The sequence below is a fragment of the Metamycoplasma neophronis genome, from assembly GCF_006491995.1.
GTDB classification, from domain to species: Bacteria; Bacillota_I; Bacilli_A; order Mycoplasmatales; family Metamycoplasmataceae; genus Metamycoplasma; species Metamycoplasma neophronis.
Map to the genome: position 1 here is coordinate 1 of NZ_VHHP01000009.1, position 18,520 is coordinate 18,520.

The 18,520-nt window shown below is 28.4% G+C and carries 15 protein-coding genes and 1 other RNA gene; 3 read left to right on the forward strand and 13 right to left on the reverse strand.

What is annotated here, in order from left to right:
- Positions 1-387: 387 nt before the first annotated feature.
- Together FJR74_RS02840 and FJR74_RS08175 are read right to left on the reverse strand one after the other, a co-directional pair.
- Positions 388-2,082, reverse strand: a complete 1,695-nt coding sequence (locus FJR74_RS02840; RefSeq protein WP_140915027.1) for a GIY-YIG nuclease family protein — start codon at positions 2,080-2,082, stop codon at positions 388-390.
- Positions 2,083-2,095: 13 nt separating this feature from the next.
- The gene (locus FJR74_RS08175) at positions 2,096-3,013 is read right to left on the reverse strand and encodes a gamma-glutamylcyclotransferase (protein WP_140915028.1); all 918 of its coding nucleotides are present in this window, start codon (positions 3,011-3,013) and stop codon (positions 2,096-2,098) included.
- Between the two features lie 190 nt (positions 3,014-3,203).
- Here FJR74_RS08175 and ffs point away from each other — a divergent pair.
- Together ffs and FJR74_RS08180 are read left to right on the forward strand one after the other, a co-directional pair.
- Positions 3,204-3,300: signal recognition particle sRNA small type (gene ffs / locus FJR74_RS02850), an RNA gene on the forward strand.
- 13 nt (positions 3,301-3,313) lie between these two features.
- Positions 3,314-3,991, forward strand: a complete 678-nt coding sequence (locus FJR74_RS08180) for a hypothetical protein (protein WP_140915029.1) — start codon at positions 3,314-3,316, stop codon at positions 3,989-3,991.
- 82 nt (positions 3,992-4,073) lie between these two features.
- Here FJR74_RS08180 and rpsD read toward each other — a convergent pair whose 3' ends face one another.
- Positions 4,074-4,679 carry a 30S ribosomal protein S4 gene (rpsD, locus tag FJR74_RS02860; RefSeq protein WP_140915030.1) on the reverse strand — a complete coding sequence of 202 codons (606 nt, stop codon included), beginning with the start codon at positions 4,677-4,679 and terminating at the stop codon, positions 4,074-4,076.
- Positions 4,680-5,038: 359 nt separating this feature from the next.
- Here rpsD and FJR74_RS02865 point away from each other — a divergent pair, with 359 nt between their 5' ends.
- Complete coding sequence (locus FJR74_RS02865) at positions 5,039-5,905, forward strand: FAD synthase (RefSeq protein ID WP_140915031.1); 867 nt, start codon at positions 5,039-5,041, stop codon at positions 5,903-5,905.
- Positions 5,906-5,926: 21 nt separating this feature from the next.
- Here FJR74_RS02865 and FJR74_RS02870 read toward each other — a convergent pair whose 3' ends face one another.
- The 10 genes from FJR74_RS02870 to FJR74_RS08220 form a co-directional block, all read right to left on the reverse strand.
- Entirely contained in the window at positions 5,927-6,508 is a 582-nt protein-coding gene (locus FJR74_RS02870) for a hypothetical protein (protein WP_140915032.1), read from the reverse strand.
- A gap of 1 nt (position 6,509) precedes the next feature.
- The gene (locus FJR74_RS02875) at positions 6,510-7,241 is read right to left on the reverse strand and encodes a triose-phosphate isomerase (protein WP_140915033.1); all 732 of its coding nucleotides are present in this window, start codon (positions 7,239-7,241) and stop codon (positions 6,510-6,512) included.
- Between the two features lie 9 nt (positions 7,242-7,250).
- Positions 7,251-7,757 carry a hypothetical protein gene (locus FJR74_RS08185; protein ID WP_140915034.1) on the reverse strand — a complete coding sequence of 169 codons (507 nt, stop codon included), beginning with the start codon at positions 7,755-7,757 and terminating at the stop codon, positions 7,251-7,253.
- Between the two features lie 117 nt (positions 7,758-7,874).
- Positions 7,875-10,424 (reverse strand): ATP-binding cassette domain-containing protein, encoded by a 2,550-nt coding sequence (locus FJR74_RS08190; RefSeq protein WP_140915035.1) that lies wholly within the window; start codon positions 10,422-10,424, stop codon positions 7,875-7,877.
- Positions 10,417-11,601, reverse strand: coding sequence for an ABC transporter ATP-binding protein (locus FJR74_RS08195; RefSeq protein WP_140915036.1), 1,185 nt, complete (start codon positions 11,599-11,601; stop codon positions 10,417-10,419). The genes FJR74_RS08190 and FJR74_RS08195 overlap by 8 nt, the downstream gene beginning before the upstream one ends.
- A 2-nt stretch (positions 11,602-11,603) precedes the next feature.
- Positions 11,604-12,941 carry an ABC transporter permease gene (locus FJR74_RS08200; protein ID WP_140915037.1) on the reverse strand — a complete coding sequence of 446 codons (1,338 nt, stop codon included), beginning with the start codon at positions 12,939-12,941 and terminating at the stop codon, positions 11,604-11,606.
- Entirely contained in the window at positions 12,941-14,089 is a 1,149-nt protein-coding gene (locus tag FJR74_RS08205) for an ABC transporter permease (protein WP_140915038.1), read from the reverse strand. The genes FJR74_RS08200 and FJR74_RS08205 overlap by 1 nt, the downstream gene beginning before the upstream one ends.
- 3 nt (positions 14,090-14,092) lie before the next feature.
- The gene (locus tag FJR74_RS08210) at positions 14,093-16,936 is read right to left on the reverse strand and encodes an OppA family ABC transporter substrate-binding lipoprotein (protein WP_140915039.1); all 2,844 of its coding nucleotides are present in this window, start codon (positions 16,934-16,936) and stop codon (positions 14,093-14,095) included.
- A gap of 315 nt (positions 16,937-17,251) precedes the next feature.
- The gene (locus tag FJR74_RS08215) at positions 17,252-17,434 is read right to left on the reverse strand and encodes a hypothetical protein (RefSeq protein ID WP_140915040.1); all 183 of its coding nucleotides are present in this window, start codon (positions 17,432-17,434) and stop codon (positions 17,252-17,254) included.
- A gap of 210 nt (positions 17,435-17,644) precedes the next feature.
- A partial coding sequence (locus FJR74_RS08220) for a hypothetical protein (protein ID WP_140915041.1) occupies positions 17,645-18,520 on the reverse strand: 876 nt, incomplete at its 5' end.

An 18,520-nucleotide genomic window follows, 5' to 3' on the forward strand; every position in this document is an offset into this window, starting at 1 on the left:
TAAATATGTTCCGCTTAAACTAAAACATAAATTGTTTTATTTTCATAGGTTAAGATATTCTTATAAATTTTAGTTTTGGTCAATTTTCTAATATATATTTAGTTATTGGCTGACTTTTTTATTAACAATGCAACTTAGTTAAATTATTAATTATCATGAGCTTTAATTCAACATTTTATTTATAAACTAAAATTTTGCAAGTTCTAATTTATAAATATACGACATTTTATTATTATTGAACATTGTATATCCTTTATGATTAATATTGTGCGAAAATATCTATTCATCTTGTTTAAGAATAGTATGTACTAAAACAAGACTTTATGCGGTAAATACCGCCTAAGGCGGTTCTTTTTTTATAAAACCCGATCTATACAGAACGGGTTTTTAATTATTATTCTCGAATATTATTTTTGCAATTTTTGCAGAAGTAACTTTTTGTAATTCTTGTTCGCTAGCTTCTTTTATTTTGGCATATGAACCAAAATGTGCGAGTAATTTTTCAACGGTTTTTGGACCAATCCCAGGAATATTAAGCAGCGGATTGTTTAGCATAGTTTTATTTTGTTTACGGTTATACATATTTTTAACAAAGCGGTCCACTTCATATTGCATACGAGCCAATAAATCAAAAACATCGCGCTCAGTAATATTAATAATATTGCCATTTATATCAATTAAACAATCTGTTTCATGTTTTTCATTTTTTATTAGACCAAATATCGGAATATTTAAATTTAGTTGTTTCATTGAATATTGAATTTCATGCATTTGCGCCATTCCGCCATCGGCTATAATAACATCAATTTCTTTACCCAAATCTTTTAAGTAATTTAATGATGTTTGACGCATATATTCGACATCGGCGTTACGAAGCTGATTTTTATCCAAATTATAAAAACGATAAAATTTCTTAAATGGAACTCCTTCTTTGAAATAAGCGGCTCCGCCAATTACTTCTTGGGTTCCTTTTAAAAATGAGTTATCAAACATAACAATGCGATCAGATGGACAGTGCAAATATGAGCTTAATTTTTGTTGCGCAAACAAAGTACGTTTATTAACGCTATTAAATTCATCCAATTTAGCTTTGATATTATTTTTAGCATTTTCATTTGCTAATTGAACTAAGCTTTCTAAGCTTGATTGTTCGCTTGGAAATGTAATATTAAAATCATTATCATCTTCTAATATATCTTGATATTTTTGATCAATTAAAATTTCATCGACATCTGAATTATTGGCATAAAATTCATTTAAAAACTCGTTGATAAAATCCTTAATTGATATTTTAATTTCAAGGGTAAAATCTTGTTGATTAAGCAATGTTCCTTCGCGATATGACATCACATGAACAAGCATTATGCCTTCGGCTTCAAAAAAGCCAAAGACATCAATTGATTTACGTGATTTAATGAAAATCTTTTGCTCTTGCTCATTGTAGTTCAATAAATCTAAAATATCATTATAAAATTTGGCCGCCTCAAACATATTATTTTCAATCGCTTCATCGATTTTTTTATCAAGTTCTTTTTTAAATCTTAAGCCAAATTTCATAATCTCTTTTGCTTCTTCAAACTTAGCTTTTGCAAATTCGGGGCTATGATTTTTAATAATCAAACCATCTTCTGAAAGTAATAGATGATTCAAATAACGCAATAGTGGCTTGAAGTTTTTATTATTAGGCAGTGGTCCATAATATATGGCATTTTTTTCTTTATGATAATTATTTTTAATGTCAATCACTAATTTTGAATCAGCTAATAATTTAACGCGAATATACGGAAATGTTGCTTGAGTCGGAAACAAAACATTATAAAATGGGCGATAATAATCAATGAGTTTGCGTTCTTGAATAAAAGCTTCTCGTTCACTTGATAAAACGATCGTTGAAAAAGATGCTATTTTTTCTAGCATCTTTGGTGTCTTATATGAGTTCATCATTTTTTTATCAAAATATTGACTCATACGAGCTTTTAAATTTTTAGCTTTGCCGACATAAATAACATGTCCTTCGGCGTCTTTTCATAAATACACACCCGGACTTGATGGCACATCTTGAATTAAACTTTTATCAATCATATGTAATTAAATTTTATTTATTTTTAGTATCAAAAAACGCTTTTAAAGTTTCATCAAATCTTCTAAAAGGTAAGATATTGAAATTTGGGGTGCTTAAGCGAAATGCTTTGTTTTCATAATATCCAACTTCACTTACTTTAAGGTTTTTATCTTCAATGTGATTTAAGAAATAATCTGGTTTTCTTGTGTGTAAGAAACTATTTTGAAGATCTTTATATAATGGTTTAATTGTAATTTCTGGTTTTGATTCAGGAATTAAATCATTGAATATTCGATAATAGAAAATGCTGTTTAAATTGGTCTTTTGGCCAAATGAAGTTAACGCTGCATATTTTTTATTACCTTCTTCGATTGCAAACAAAGCACATGATTCTAAACTGAATAATTTATTAACTTTATCGTCAATTATTAAAGCAAAATAGGGATGGGTTAATTCATTAACTGCTTTAAATTCTTCCTCGTTTATTTCATATAGTAAAATATTATCTGCTAATGCAAAATCTTTTGTTCGATTTTCAATCTCAATAAATGCATTGATATTATTTTCGTTTTCACTAGGATTTTTACTAAAGCCCATATCCGGTGTTGCTAAGTAGTATTTACCAACTTCTAATTTCGTGTATACTCATACATTTTCCAAAATTTCGTTTGTTTCGTTTAATAAAACATTAACTTGAAATCTTTGATATTGAGGAAACATTTCTCAGCGGTCTACTGCAAATAATTCATCCCGAGTAATCTCAAAAACACTACCGCTTACTTGTGAAGCCATATCTTTTTTTAGTAAAAAATACATTGTTTCATCAACGCATTTGGCATAGCCATTTAGTGTAGCTGACACTTTTTTAGTACCTTCATGAAAAATATTTTTATAAAATAATTCATCTTGAATTGTTCCATAACTAAATAAATAAATTTTTTCTTCTGACATATTTTTTTCTCCAAACTGCATTTTTTATAATGCGTCTAAAAAAAATTATAGTATATAAATATCAAGATATGAATAAATGAGAATAATCAAATAAAAAAATTGACTATATGAGCGAAATTTAAGATAAAAGTTATTATTTATTTTTAATAATTAATAAAAATAATAATTTCATAGCATTTATTTTATATAATATAAGAGCCATGAGAATGACAACCTTGTAACCTGGTCAGGATAGAGATATAGCAGCCATATCGAGAAGTGTCGTGTCTTGTGGTTTTTTTATATAAGGAGATAACAATAATGATTTGTTCTAAATTACTATTACCATTACCTACTCACAATGATTATGAACTCGAACCTTTAATGCGTAATCTTGAATATACAATTTATATCAAGAAATCAAAAGTAAAACATGATAATGAGATTGAAGCTTTATCTTTAACTGAAAATCCAACACAAGAAGATATAAGTTTGTTTAAAGATTATTATATCGAATTGGGCGAATATTATATGACGCCTAATAAAACATATGACACATGTTATTTTAAGCCATTAAGCGACTGAAATTATAATGATGATGAAAAAAATTATCTTGGCTCAAATGTTAAATTAGAATTGCTTAGAAGATTACATAAATTACTTGAAAATGATAATGAATTATCAAACTTCAGTTTCTTTTTGATGCTATCGCAGCAAGATGAACAAACAAAACAATTATCAGTATTGCCATATTATATATATTGTGATCCAAAAAAAGCTAAAGACGAATTAAAAAATCAATACGAAAATCATAACAATTCTCAAGAACAAGATAATTTAAATACGTTAATGGAATACTATTTAGAAAATATAAACATCGCCAATAGTAATTATTTAAATAATAAAAAAAATATTAGAACGTTTTTACAATCACAAGTTGTTATCAATATTGAAAAAGCCACTTATATCATAGAACAAAAAATCAATGAGATTAATTAACAAAGTCAGTTAAATTACTGGCTTTTTATTTTAAAAGGAATAATAAAAACACGCCAAGGCGTGTTGTTTTGTTTAGTGCAAATTATACTAAACGGTTGTAGTATTCAACGATTAAAGCTTCGTTGATTTCTTTTGCGAATTCGTTTCTTTCTGGCATTCTTGTAAATGTTACTTTAAAGTTTTCTTTGGTTAATCATGGAGCAACAGTCATAACTTCCATTGCTGATTTAACTTCAGCATTTGATTGTAGAGATGGTTTCATTTCGATTACTGAACCAACTTTAATCATCATTGAAGGAATGTTTGCTTTGTGTCCATCAACTGTGAAGTGACCATGGTTTACCATTTGTCTAGCTTGTGCTCTTGTACGTGCTCATCCAGCTCTGTAAACTAAGTTATCTAATCTTGATTCAACCATTTGTAATAAATTAACCCCAGTAACACCAGCTTTTTTAGAAGCTGCAACGAATAAGGTTTTGAATTGACGTTCATTTAAACCATACATGTATCTAACTTTTTGTTTTTCATACATATGTAATTGGTAGTCAGATGGTTTAGCTCTTTTAGCTCCGTGTTGTCCTGGAGCTGTGGTACGTTTTTTACCTTTTGCGAATTCTTTTCCGTTTTCTAGAAGTGAAGTTCCGTATCTTCTACTTCTTTTAAACATAGATCCTGTAAATCTTGACATAATTGATATCCTTTCTAATTGCAAGGACTTGTTAATAATTCTAATGTAGCGTTTTTATTCTAATGATTTCGGTCTAACAGCTTGCTTACTCTCAAATTTATAAGCAAAATAAAAACGATTTACAAAATATTATTATGCTGTGCCATTGCTTTTACTATTTTACACTATTTTTTAAAAAAATATTGTAATTAATTAATAAGCTTTTTACATAGCTTTTTTAAATAGAAAAATTGCTTATATTAAGGATAATATTTATACATAATTTTTTAAATCTAAGCTACATTCTTGATCAACAATCGCTACCTCTCATATGCAATTAACTGCAACATATTAAACGCATTTTTTAGTAAAATTAATATATGAAAATTTACAGTTGAAACTTTATTAATAAATTACCAATCCAAGATGAATTAATTTTGTGTGTTGGCTCATTTGAAACCTTGCATCTTGGCCATTATGAATTATTCAAAATTGCCAAATCTTTAAAAGCAATGCACTCCGAAAAGAAAATGGCAATTATGATTTTCCAAAGTCCTGTTAAAAATGGAAAAGTTCAAAATAAAAAAGCGCTCCAACCTAAGGCAAGATTATATACTTTGGCCGAATTAGGTTTTGACTATGCTTTTGTTATTGATTTAAATGAAGAGATTATGAATATGGACTATCATATGTTCATCAAGGCTCTTATAGATAATCATGTGACAGATGTAGTTTGCGGACCTGATTTTAGATATGGTTTTAATCGCATGGGAACAATTGATAAACTTAAAAAACATTTTAATGTTTCAATTGCAGATGAAAGAAAAGTTAATAAGCGTAAAATTTCCTCTACTCTAATAAACGAATTAATTGCCGAAGGAAACATTAACGGTATGAATGAATTGTTGTTACAAAACTATGCATTCATAACCAACATGGATCATTTTGAATATGCTTATCCCGAAAATTTAAATCGTTTACGAAGCGGAATATATATTGTTAATGCCGTTATCGATGGCTTTGAATATCATGGTATAACATTGATTAATTTAATTAAAAAAACTGATGAAGAAGACAATGCACAAAATAATATGTTATATTTATTTGACCTGCAAATTGTGCCGTCAAAATACCAAGAAATCTACATTGAATTTTTGCATACTATTCGCTATATAAATAACGAAAGAGAAAATTCAATTAATGAAAATGACTTAGAAATTGGACGTAATTTCTTTATTAAAAAATAAAAAAGTTGTCAGCTAAGACAACTATTTTTTTTCTTCATCATATATTGTTTTAAGTGTATTATAAACAGTAATATATTGGTCGATTAAATCGGTTTTGTTAATATTGTTTACTGCTAAGGCATTTTGCAATTTATTAATTTTTTGAGCCTCGGTTTGCTTATTCAATGAATCAATTAATGTTTGAATTTCACTTCTTATATTAGCAATTTTCAGAGTGTATTCTTCATATTGCAACTTTAGTGATGTGATTGCTTCATTGATGGTCACTCTTTCTTTAGCCAAAATTTTATTTATAGCTTCAAGCTCACTAATTGATTGATTAGTTTTATAAAAATAAACCGATCCATTTTTGTAACTAATCGAATAATCAGAAAGGTTAGTCAAAAACTCAGTTTTAATTGTAGCGTATCGAAACGAAGGTTGGGCTTGATCAATCAAACTAATAGTTGACAACACTTGAGATTTAATATCATTTTGAACGCTACCACGTTCATTTTTTTTATTAGCTGATTTTTGAATAGCAAATGTGGTACCAGCAATAGCACCGCCACCTACGACTAATAATCCCACTGTTAAAAGAATATTTCTTTTTTTAATATCCATATTATTTTTTTCTTTCTAAATGTTCACCCATTTCAACAAATTTTTCAGGATCCAATGCAGCACCACCAACTAAAAATCCATCAACATTTTTAACTTCTAAAAGTGTATCAATATTTTTATCGCACACTGATCCGCCATATAAAACAGGAACTTTATTATTTGTTAATTTACGAATTAAATCAACTGCGTGTTGAACGTGTTCGTGTTTAGGAATAATTCCATTACCAATACAGTAAACAGGCTCATATGAAATAATTAAACGGCCTAAAATATCAATATCTTTTAAAGCTGACTGAATTTGTCTAGTTAAAACTTCTTCCATTTTATTATTTTCAAATTCTTCTTGATTTTCGCCAACACATAAAATTGGAAATATTTTAGTTTTTTCAATTTTCTTGATTTTAGCATTAATTAATTCATCTGTTTCGTTGAATAATTTTCTTCTTTCTGAGTGCCCTATTAAGATGAAATCAAGTCCTAATTCAATTGCTGAACGGATTGAAATTTCTCCCGTATAAGCACCTTTTTCTTCATGGAAAATATTTTGTGCTCCAAATAAGAAATTACGGTCTAAATTAGTATAACTTAACGAAATGGCATCGTGTGAAAATGCTGCTCCAAATTTTACATTTTGATATTTTTTAGCCGCAATTGCATTTTGCAATTTTTTAATATATTCCATACTTTCTAAGCATGTTAAATTCATTTTTAAATTCCCAATTAAATATTTCATTTCTATCCCTTAAAATTTTAGTTTTAATACGAAAACAGGTATTAAAGCAATAATCATTAAAACACCAATACCAATTAATAAAAAGAATGATAAATTATTAATTTCACGATATTTTTTTTCTTTTGCTTTTTTGTTTTCTTCAATATCATAATCACGTCTTACGCGATTCAAAATTTTGTCTTTTTCAAATTGCGACATTCCGCTGCGATAGTGTTCTTTTGCCCGCGAATTGATTACTCTAGAACGATGAATCCCGCTGAAAAAGCGATATATATTTTTCCCAAGCCCTTTACGCACCAATACAATCAATAAATTAATTGTTACAAGCCCGGCGCCTATAATAGAGATTGATGTTTGTCAATCTTTTTGTTTTTCGCCTTTTCAGCCAAAACGGATTGCCATTATTAAAGCAATTGCTAAAATAATTGATAAAACAAAATATACGATTGTTGCTACATTTCAACCGTTTCTTCAATATGCTCTAGCTTTTGATTCTGCAAACTGTGGTTTTGACATTATTTTCCTTTACTTAATAATTTTATATTATTTTTAAAATATTTAGAAAATGCGTGTCTTTATTTTATTTATTTATAAATAAAAATATCGGCCAAACATGACCGATATTTATTAATATTATTTTTCGTTTTTGATTTCTTTAACTCATTCATCAACTTGTTTTTTAGTTCCGTAAACGTAATGATCTTTACCAACTTCAAATGTTTCGGGTACGTTAGGGAATTGTTGCTCATCTAAATAATCAAGTGCAAAAGATACGTTTTGGAATTTTTCGTTTGCGTTAGAAATTTTAGGAATTGCCTTAAATAAGTTGATTGTGTATGGGTGAATTGGTTTAGCATAAATTGCTTCGGTTTTACCATTTTCAACAATTTTACCCAAGTGCATAATTTGGACATTATCAGCAACATATTCAATCATCGACAAGTCATGGGCGATAAAGATTAAACCGATGTTTTTCTTAATACACAATTCTTTTAATAAGTTAACCACTTGAGCTTGAATAGAAATGTCAAGTGAAGCAATAGGTTCATCAGCTACGATAACTTTAGGTTCAGTGATTAAAGCACGCGCAATAACAATCCGTTGCAATTGACCACCACTAAATTCATGAGGATAACGATATGCGAATTGTTTTAATAGTCCAACGTCTTCAAGAGCTTTATAAATAATCATCTTGTATAAAAGTTCCGAAATCAAGTATTTGGCTACTGGAAACGAAATAGCGTAGTCAAAGTATTTCTTACGGTCTTGTCATTTAATATGTCTTGCATCAGTATTTTCAGCTTCCTCGCCAGCTTTTAAGTTATTTTCAACTCATTTGTGGTCAATACCTAATAAGATATAAATATTTTCAATGTCTCTTTCTAGGTATTTTCTTTCAATAGTGAAAGATTTTAATGTATCTTCTTTTAAAGATAAATCTGACTGATACATTTTTTTATTTAATTTTAGACTATCTTCAACTTTCTTGATTTCTTCTGTTTTTTTATGAATTTGTTTTGATAATTTTTCAATTTCTCTTGAATTATCATTTGACTTATCATCTTTTAATTCTTTTACTTTGCTTGATAATTCTGCAAGTTTTGTTTTAAGATTCAAAATTTGCTCATCGCAGCAATTACTTAAATATTCATAAAATGCCGCTTTATATTGTTCATATTTATTATTGCAAATAGTTTGTTGTTCAACTAAATTTAAATATACTTCCTTTGCCTCTTTAGTTTGTTCATATAAATCAGCAATTTTTTGTTTATATGAAACTAAAAACTTAGCTCTACCTTTTAAGTATTTGTCTTTAGCAGAAGCCAACTCAGCTTTAGCTTGATCCAACTGCTCACTTGAAATTTCAGGGGCATCTTTACGTGAAATTATTAATTTTAATGAATTAATTTTTTCTTGGACTTGTTGAATATCTTCACGTCATTTTTTATCATTTGATTCTGACTCGGCAACAAATTTATCATATTTAAAATTAAAGTTTTCTTTTATAACATTTGTGATAACTTTAGCGTTTTTGTGTCCATATGATATATTAGCCAAATGCTCATTATAGAATTTTTTAATGTATTCATCAATTTCACCAATTAAAACCTTAACAGATTTATATCCTAAAAACGGAGAACTACGTTTAATTTTGGCGATTAATTGTTTTCTTGTCAACATTAGTTTTTCATTTTTTAATGAATATAGATAGTAATCTAAATCAGTTGACATCAATCTAGAAATATTGATTAATGAGTTTTCGTTTTTACTTTCAAAAATATAGTTATTAAAAGTATTTGTTGTTTCTTTTCTTAAATCACGATAATTTGATTTTAAAGTCTTTAAATTTTTTTCTTGCTTGATTAATTCTTTATGCGCTTCATAAGCGGCATATGACATCTTACTTAATTTTTCTAGTTTTGCAAGTTTAGTTTTTGCGTTTTTATATTCTAATTCTGGTTCGGATAAAATATCATTTCTAAACTTATTTTGGGCTTCATAATAAAATTCAATTAGTTTACTTGCATTTGAATACATATTATTAATAATTAAACTTTCGACATGTTGTTTTTCTTCTAAATATCCATAAAATAAGGCAAAGTTGTCTTCTTTTGAAATATTAGGGTCAAAAGCTAAATTTTCAAATTTTTTCATTCAAGTTGCAAACAAAGGTTTTGCCAATCTATTGATTTCACGATAGTTTTGTAACTCAAGTTGCATAGCTTGAATTTGAAAAGTGTATTTAAATGAACTTTTTACTTCTAATCAATCTTTGAAAATATCTTGAATTTTATTTTTCATTATTCCGTTAACTAATAGAGGTTCTTTTAAAATAGAATAAATGTTTTGTTGTCCATTTAATGATGCGTGCGGATCCTGAAAAATCATTTGAACATTTTTTCTTAAATATTTTCCTAAACGATTTGAAATTCTTTTACCAGAAATAATTTTATCTTCAAATTTAACAAACCCATTGAAGTCATCATACAATCTTAATAAAGTTCTACCAACAGTAGTTTTTCCCGAACCTGATTCACCAATTAAACCAACAATTTCACCTTCATGAACATCAAAAGAAACACCATCTACCGCCTTATTTATAAGACCTTGGTTAACGAAGTATTTCTTTAAATTATCAATACTTAAAATTACTTTTTTATCTTTAATTTCTTCTCTACTCATTGTTAAATGCCTTCTTAAATAGTTCTAAACGTTTTAATAAATCTTTTGATAGTTCAACTTTAGGGGCCTCAGGGCTTAATAATCAAGTCGCAGCCGCATGGGTTTTGGTAATTGGGATTAGTGGTGGTTCTTTTAGGAAATCAATTTCAAGTGCATAATCATTACGTGAAGCAAATGGATCACCGATTGGCAAGTTAGCCATGTCAGGCGGGGTACCTTTAATGTTGTATAATTTTTCATCTTTACTTTCAGGGATTGCAGAAATTAGAGCTCAGGTATATGGGTGTGCAGGTTCTGTAAAAATTTCTTTTTTAAGACCTCTTTCAACAATTCTACCAGCATACATAACATAAATATAATCGCAGAATTTTGCAATAACAGAAATGTTGTGACTAATCAAAATAATTGAAATACCCATTTTTTGTCTAATATCTTCAAATAACGCCAAAACACTAGCTTGAACAGTCGGGTCAAGTGCAGTAGTAGGCTCGTCAGCAATAATTAAATCTGGCTTTAATGCAACTACCATGGTAATAACAATTCTTTGTTTCATACCACCCGAAAGTGTGTGAGGGTACGCATTAAATATTTTTTCGGCACCTCTCAAACCAAATGTTTTTAATAAACCAATTAAATATTGTTTTTTATCAGTATAAGTTCTAGATGCTCATTCAGCGTTATTATTTAAGGCATCTAATAACTGTTTACCAATTGTTCTTGTTGGATTTAATGATGTTAAAGGATCTTGAGGAATATATCCGATTTTTTGACCACGAATAAATTCTCAATATTTTTGTTTTTTAATGTTGGTTAATTCGTATTCACCAAGTTGGATTTTATCAGCAGTAATAATCCCGTTTTCATTAACATTAATTAATGTTTTTGAAGTTACTGATTTACCAGAACCTGATTCACCAACTAAACCAATAATTTCACCTTTATTAACATCTATGTCGACACCTCTAACAATATGAATACTCTTCTTGCGTCCTTGTGGAAAACTTACGTGTAAATTTCTTACTTCTAAGATTTTTTCATTAGGTAATTTTTCAACTCTAACCGAGTTTAAAACTTTTCTTCTCTTTGCTTCTCTTTTTAAAACCGCTGATGTTGATTTTTTCAAATCTGAATTTTCAACGATGTTATTAGTTTCTTCTTTTTTGTTAGTTTTTTTCATAATTATTTTCTCTTTCCTTTACTCATAACTTTTGGATCAAGAGCGTCATGAATACCTAAAGCAATGAAATTCAATGATAGTGATAATAATAGAAGAATTAATGCTGGAAGCAATAAGATTCATGGGTTAGAACCGGTTTCAGATGAAGCTTGAATTAGGATTTGTCCTAAGTTAGTATCATTTTGTTCTTTAAAGAACCCTAAAAAGGCTAATGAAGCTATTCATAAAATTGTTCCTGGAACCGATTTAACTAAAGAGGTTGCAATCTTACCAATAATAGCTGGAAGCGCATGAACGAATATTTGTCTACTTGCAGAAGCACCAATAGCTTTAGCAGCAGTGATATATTCTTCGTTTTTAACAGTAATAACAAACATTCTTGTTAAGCCAACAAATCCTGGTCATCCTACAATTGTTAGCGCTAAGATTAAAGCACTTTCATTTGCACCTAATACTGATACAAATAATAAAATCCAAATTAATGTTGGTGGTGCTAAAAATATTTCAATGGCACGCATGAAAATAGTATCCACTAATTTTCCAGCATTGAAACCTAAATAAGCTCCGATGCTAATGCCAATAATTCCTTGTAATGCAACAACTATTAAGGCAATCTTAATTGCTCTTCATGTTGAATATCAAACGGTTACTCAAATGTCATATCCTGTTGATGAAGTACCAACTAAAACATTTTTAAAGTAATTTCTTCATTTGCTTACAAATTCAATAACTTGTTGTGTAGTTAAATTAATTGTAGCTGATGTTGTTCCGTTTGCAGTTGTTGTAACAGTATTTTCGACGATGTATGTATTCAATAAATCTGCATATATCAATGCATATGTATTGTATTTAATTCTAATTAAGTTTGTTCCTGGAATAAATGAATAATCAAAATCGACTTTAGGATTAAATGCATAAAGCATTAAATTTTTATAGTCTTCATTTTCATTCATTTTGGAAGTGATGTAATTTAATTTTTTTCATACCTCGCTATTTGTATCGATCGGAACTGTTACAAATGGATTTGAATATGGCGGTAGACTATTTGCAAATGAACTGTCGTAAATTTGTCTGTTAGGGGTGTATGATGTGAACGATCTGTTAGGAATAAGGATCGACATTAATAATAGTAAAATGAATACTGCTAATGAAATTACTACTACTGGGTTTTTAAAAAATCTTTTTATTATTTCAATACCCATTTTTTTGGGTTTACCAGCTATCGAAGAAGTTCTTTGTTTTTCTTTATCAGTTATAAAAGAAAACTTTTGCGCTAATTCGTCATTAATTTTGTACTGTTTGTTAAATGATTTAACATCAGCTTCACTAACTTGCGCCATTATAACCTCCTTTGATTTGCTGTTTTATTTTCATTTACATTTTGTGATTTAAATAAGTCTTTTTCTAATCTCTTTCTTTCTAAATAAGCTTTAAAGAATAATCAGTAATTTTTCTTGCTTTTTGCAGCATAAGTAATTTTTGGATCTAATATGGTGTATGAAATATCAACAATAATACCCGCTAATAAAGAAACAAATGTGAAGAATAGTGTTGAGAACATAACGACATTTATTTCCCCAGTAGGGAAGGCATTAACTATAATTTGTGATGTTCCTTGTACTTGTCAGTAACGTTCAATAATAATTGAACCTGATAGCAAGCCGATAAATGAACCAAAAATTAGGTTAAATAAAGGTATAGATATATTTCTTAAAACATATTTAAAGAAAATTTGTGTTGAGCTCAAACCTTTAGTTTTAGCAATTAAAACATAGTTTGAAGTTAAGACTGTAATAACTTGGTTTCTTGTGTATGTTACATAAGCCGATAATTGACCTAAAGTCATAACAATAATTGGTGGTAAATAAGCCAATATTACGACACCTGTTGGTTGCCCATCACTAGGTTTTGGAACTATTGAAAGAATTCCTAATTTCACTGAAATAGTAATTGCTATAGGTGCGATTATAAATGATGGAACTGCTATAAAAAATAACACGAATAAGTTTGACAATGAATCAAACAATTTTCCTCTCTTATAACCCGCAATAACTCCAACAGTAATTCCAATAATAGAACTTAGGAAAAATGTTGGTACAGTAATTATTAATGTGTATTTTAAAGGCACAAAGAATAATTGTCACATGTTTTTATATTCACTAGGGGCAGGATTGTTTTGTGGATTAAATAGGAATCCAAAATCTCCTTTAGTGAAAATATTACCTATGTATCTAAAATATCTAACTATTGATGGAACTTTAGGGCCAATGCTGCCATCTGCCAAGATATAACGAAAACCGTGTTTTGATTCTAAAGATGCTAAAACATCAGCAACGCTAGCACCGTTTTTATTTTTCTTAGCAATTTCTTCAGCCATTGGTTCTAATGGATTTGGGCCAAATGTAGCCACAAGTAAATAAACGAAAAATGAGATAATAAATAATGTAAGAATAGCAAACGCTATTCTTTGACGTATATATTTAAACATTTTTTATTTTTTTTCAATTGATCAGTCTTGGTATGGAGTAGCAGCTCAACCTGATAATCTAGGTGTTACGTAGTTCTTATTAATCAATTGTTTAATAAATTCTTCTTTTTGTTTTCCGATTCCGGTTACAAAGTTAACATCTAAGAATGAACTTAATTCTTGCATTAAAGTTTTTAATTCTTCATTAGTTTTTGAACCTACATAGTTCAATCAGAAGATTGATGATCATTCTCATGGATCTGTTAATTGTTTTCCTTCTTCAGGAACAAAAGGAACTGTTACCTTTTCACCATCTTTTGATACTCTAACTAATTTATAAGTTCCTGTTTCTTCATCTTTTTCAACTTTTCTGCTGAATACTCTAGTTATACCTATAGTGTAGTAATATCCTGATGCTTTGTCTAATTCATTGAAAGGAATTGATGAAACAAATTCATGTGTTTTTTCATATTTAATTAAGTCTTTAGCTAATGAATAAATTGATGGGAAGGCTTGCGCAAATTTACTGCTTTCTTCCAATCTAGAAATATTTACTAACATTGGAATTAATGAACCACTTCATGAAAGTCCATCATAACCTGAACCAATTGAGTTATAGTCATATGATCATGCAATAACTTTATAACCATTAACACCATTCATTCTTCAAGCGTCGAATTTTTTCTTATCTTCTGGAACTGTGGTGTTGGTGAAATATTTAATATCTAATTTTAATTTAGGGTTTAATGCTTGGAATACTTCTTCAAGTTTTTTTCATACTGCAATCGATTTATCTGAAGGGTTGTTGTATGGATAGAAATAACTAAATCTTATTTCACCATTGTCAGCTTCTTTTGAACCTGGGTTAGCAGCATAAAATGCATCTAACAATTCTTGCATTTTTGTTTGTAGAATTGTTCAACCTGCAGATTTTAATTTGTCAGTTGTAGTTGACTTATCACTATTATATGCATCGTTTTCAGATGGACTAATTTCTTTGCCAAGTGCTTCTCCGAAATCAATCTTATTTCCATCTTTATCGATTGCTGAAAGTGAGTTAATTACATCAGCTACGTTACCTGGAGTTTTGATTGGTGAGGTTGCTTGGTCACTTCCACCAACTTGTGAACCGTCAGCAACTTTAGCAACTCACGCAGCAGCTTGACCATTTGAGGCTTCAGAAATTAAAGTATTTCAGTTAATTGCTGTATTTAAAATAGATCTAAAACTTAATCCTAAGCCGCTTATGTAATTGTCTCTTTTTTGTTTATCAGCTTTTAAATCTTCAATTGAACTTCCGTAAACTAATTTAGCATAGTTATCATTATAACCAAATTCTGTTAATTGATTATTAACGAATGGGGTTTGAACGAAAAAGTAGTAAGGATTATCTTTATTTAATCTCTTGAATAATCTATATCCATAATTTGCAGCATTTTCACTGACAGTTTTTTGTTGACCTTCTGATAATAAAGAATAATTCAATTGTGATACTAAACCTTGGCTATATTTATTGAATAATGTATTGCTAAATTCTTTAGCATCAACAGGTTTTTGTTGGTAAAGTTCAGTAATTTTGTTAATTGTATTTTTAGCATTGACTCATTCTGTATCTCAATAATTTGGATTTTTTAAATATGAATCAGAAATACCCTTACGTCCTTGTGGATAATAAGCCCCACTAAATAATGTATTTTTAATCGACGCACCATATCAGTAAACTCCGGCTTTATAAACTAGTGATTCTTTATCAAGTGAGTTTAATTTTGCACGGAATCTAGAAGCTTGATTTAAATCTAATACTTCTCCATTGTCTTGATATAAAGGTTGGGTTTGTTTTTCATTCATAGCATCAATAAATTGTGAAGGAGCAGGCAATAGAGTTAAATCTCCCACTAATAATGTGGTTTTTAAGAATTCGTCGAATTTAGCATCGCCATGTTCTGAACCGGTAAAAGTAATTGCTTGTTCATTAGCATATCCTTGTACAGTATCTGCCACATTAGTGATAAACTCATTTTCTTTATAAAATTTAGATGAATCAATACCGAAAACTTTATATAGATATTCATTAGAATATCTTTCATTTTCTGAGAAAACAATATTACTTAATGTTGAAATAACTGTTTGGAATAGCTCATCTAATGATTTTGAACCACCAAGTTCTCATCTTTGGTCTTGGTTCATTGTAACTGTACGAATTCATGAATAGAAGAAGTCTTTTGGAACAACTTCATATTGAGTTTTATTACCTTCATTGTCAGTTCACTTAATACCTTTTTTCAATACTATTTGCAATTTTTTGGCCGATTTTAGGGCTGTAGTAAATGCCAAACTGTTAATTGATTTTTTATTATTTGAAGTTAAATAGTAATTAGAGTTACTGTAATATTTAACTTTTTGACCGCTTGCATCTGTTAATTCTTGGTCTGGATCTGCGATTTTATCTTCTGCATCATCAGAATCAAATACTGTAGTTTGACCACTTGCGTCAGTTATAACAACAGCTTTTGCTAAACCTAAAACGTATTTAGCAACTGTTGGTTTTGTAGTAACTGTTTTTGCTTCAACGGTAGAACCACCTTTTGAAACAGAAACTGTTGAGTTAATTGCTTGAGAAACTGCTTTTGTTCTAAACAATTCTCCTGATGTCAAGTATGTAAAAATACCTTCTTGCATTTGACCATATGAACGAGAACCATCATAAGTAAATGCACTTGGTTGATATGCGGCGTTATACTCTGTAACGAATTCGCCTTTTTCGTATGCAGGTACAACTTTTGTACATGATGCTGCAAACAGGACAGGTGCGCCAAGCGCTACTGCTGAACCTGCAGACATCAATAATAATTTAAATTTTTTTGTCATTTTAACTCCTTAAAGTTAACTGTATATTTATTTTATTAATTGAAGTTGGTAAAAATATACAAAAATAATTATAAATTATTTTGATATATTTTGCTTTTATATAAGCATTTTCGAGCTTAATTTGTGTTTTTTTTCTGTTTTTTTCTTTATTTTTTATATTTATTTATGAAATATTAACTTTTTTATGAAAGGAAATTGGCTTTTATTCTATAAATTTAGTCTTAAATAAAAATTTGTTTCGCTTTTTAAGACTATGAACCTCTAAAAGCCATATTTTTTATTTTGTCTAAAAGATTATGATTTAAAAAAATATTATTATTTGTTGAATGATTTGACGTCATTATTAGCTCCTTTAAAGTCATTAATATAGCAAATATTGTACATTGCGCAAATAATGTCCTTCTTAATGAAGTTAATAATTTCAATAGCGAAAAAGCCAGCCATAATCGCTGGTGCAAACATTGTTCAGTTTTGTTGACTTAATCTGTTCTGATTCATGTTTCATTTTCCTTTTTATGCCTAACATTTTACAAAATTTTGAATTAAAATGTGAAAAAAAATTATCTTTTTTTATTTAAGTACAAAATTTTTAAACTATTTATACATTTTTTATTACATTTTATTGGCATATATAATACAAAATATATTGTAATATTAGAAATTAAGAGTAGATAAAAAAAGTGCAATGGAGCACTTAATTAGAAAATATTATTCAAATACATCTTTAATCCTAATCAAAAAGTCATCAAATGATACATTTTGATTCTCGCCTTTTAATGCTAAAGAGTAATACAAATTGTCGTTTAATAAATTTTGTAAAATTGTTCTAAATAAATCACTTTTACTATCGACTGGCTCTTGAAAAGGTGTTATGTTTTTATCATTTAATAAGTTAAATAAATTAAGAATCGTTGGATTAGAGTTTGCCTTATCCGCAATAAAACGATAATATTTATCGCTTGGATAAACATAACCCAATTTATAGTCTAAATATTCAGCCGGAATCATATTCAAAGTAGTGTTTTCATCTTTTCATTGTTCATTGGAATGTAATAATCAATGAACAAAATTTTTGGCAACTTTATCGCTTTTATTAAACTTTTTAATCCCAATTAAATTAAGTCCTTGTAATAAAAAGCTACCTTTATCTTTTTGAGATGAATTATTTGTAATAGGGGCATTCAAATAAGAAACATCATTTTTATTGTTTTCATTTAAAAACCTATTAATATCTTGAAATGAACGTGAAGAAGTAATAAAAAACATGAAACGATTAAGCAAATATTCGCTAGTATTAACAATATTAGGAGTTTTTAATTGAATATAATGATTTTTGATGTTATCAAGCATTAAATCATACATTCATTTAAATTGACGATTTGAATCTGAATTTGGTATAAAAATTTGATCATAGTCCAAAACATTATTTTTATATTTTAAAAAATAACTATCATAATTTGCATTTGCGTGATCAAATAATAATTTATATACAAAATTGGCAGTATGAGAAATATATAACGGAGCTGTTTTATCTTTACTTTTATGATTATAAGAATTTATTATATATTTATTTAAATTTAATAG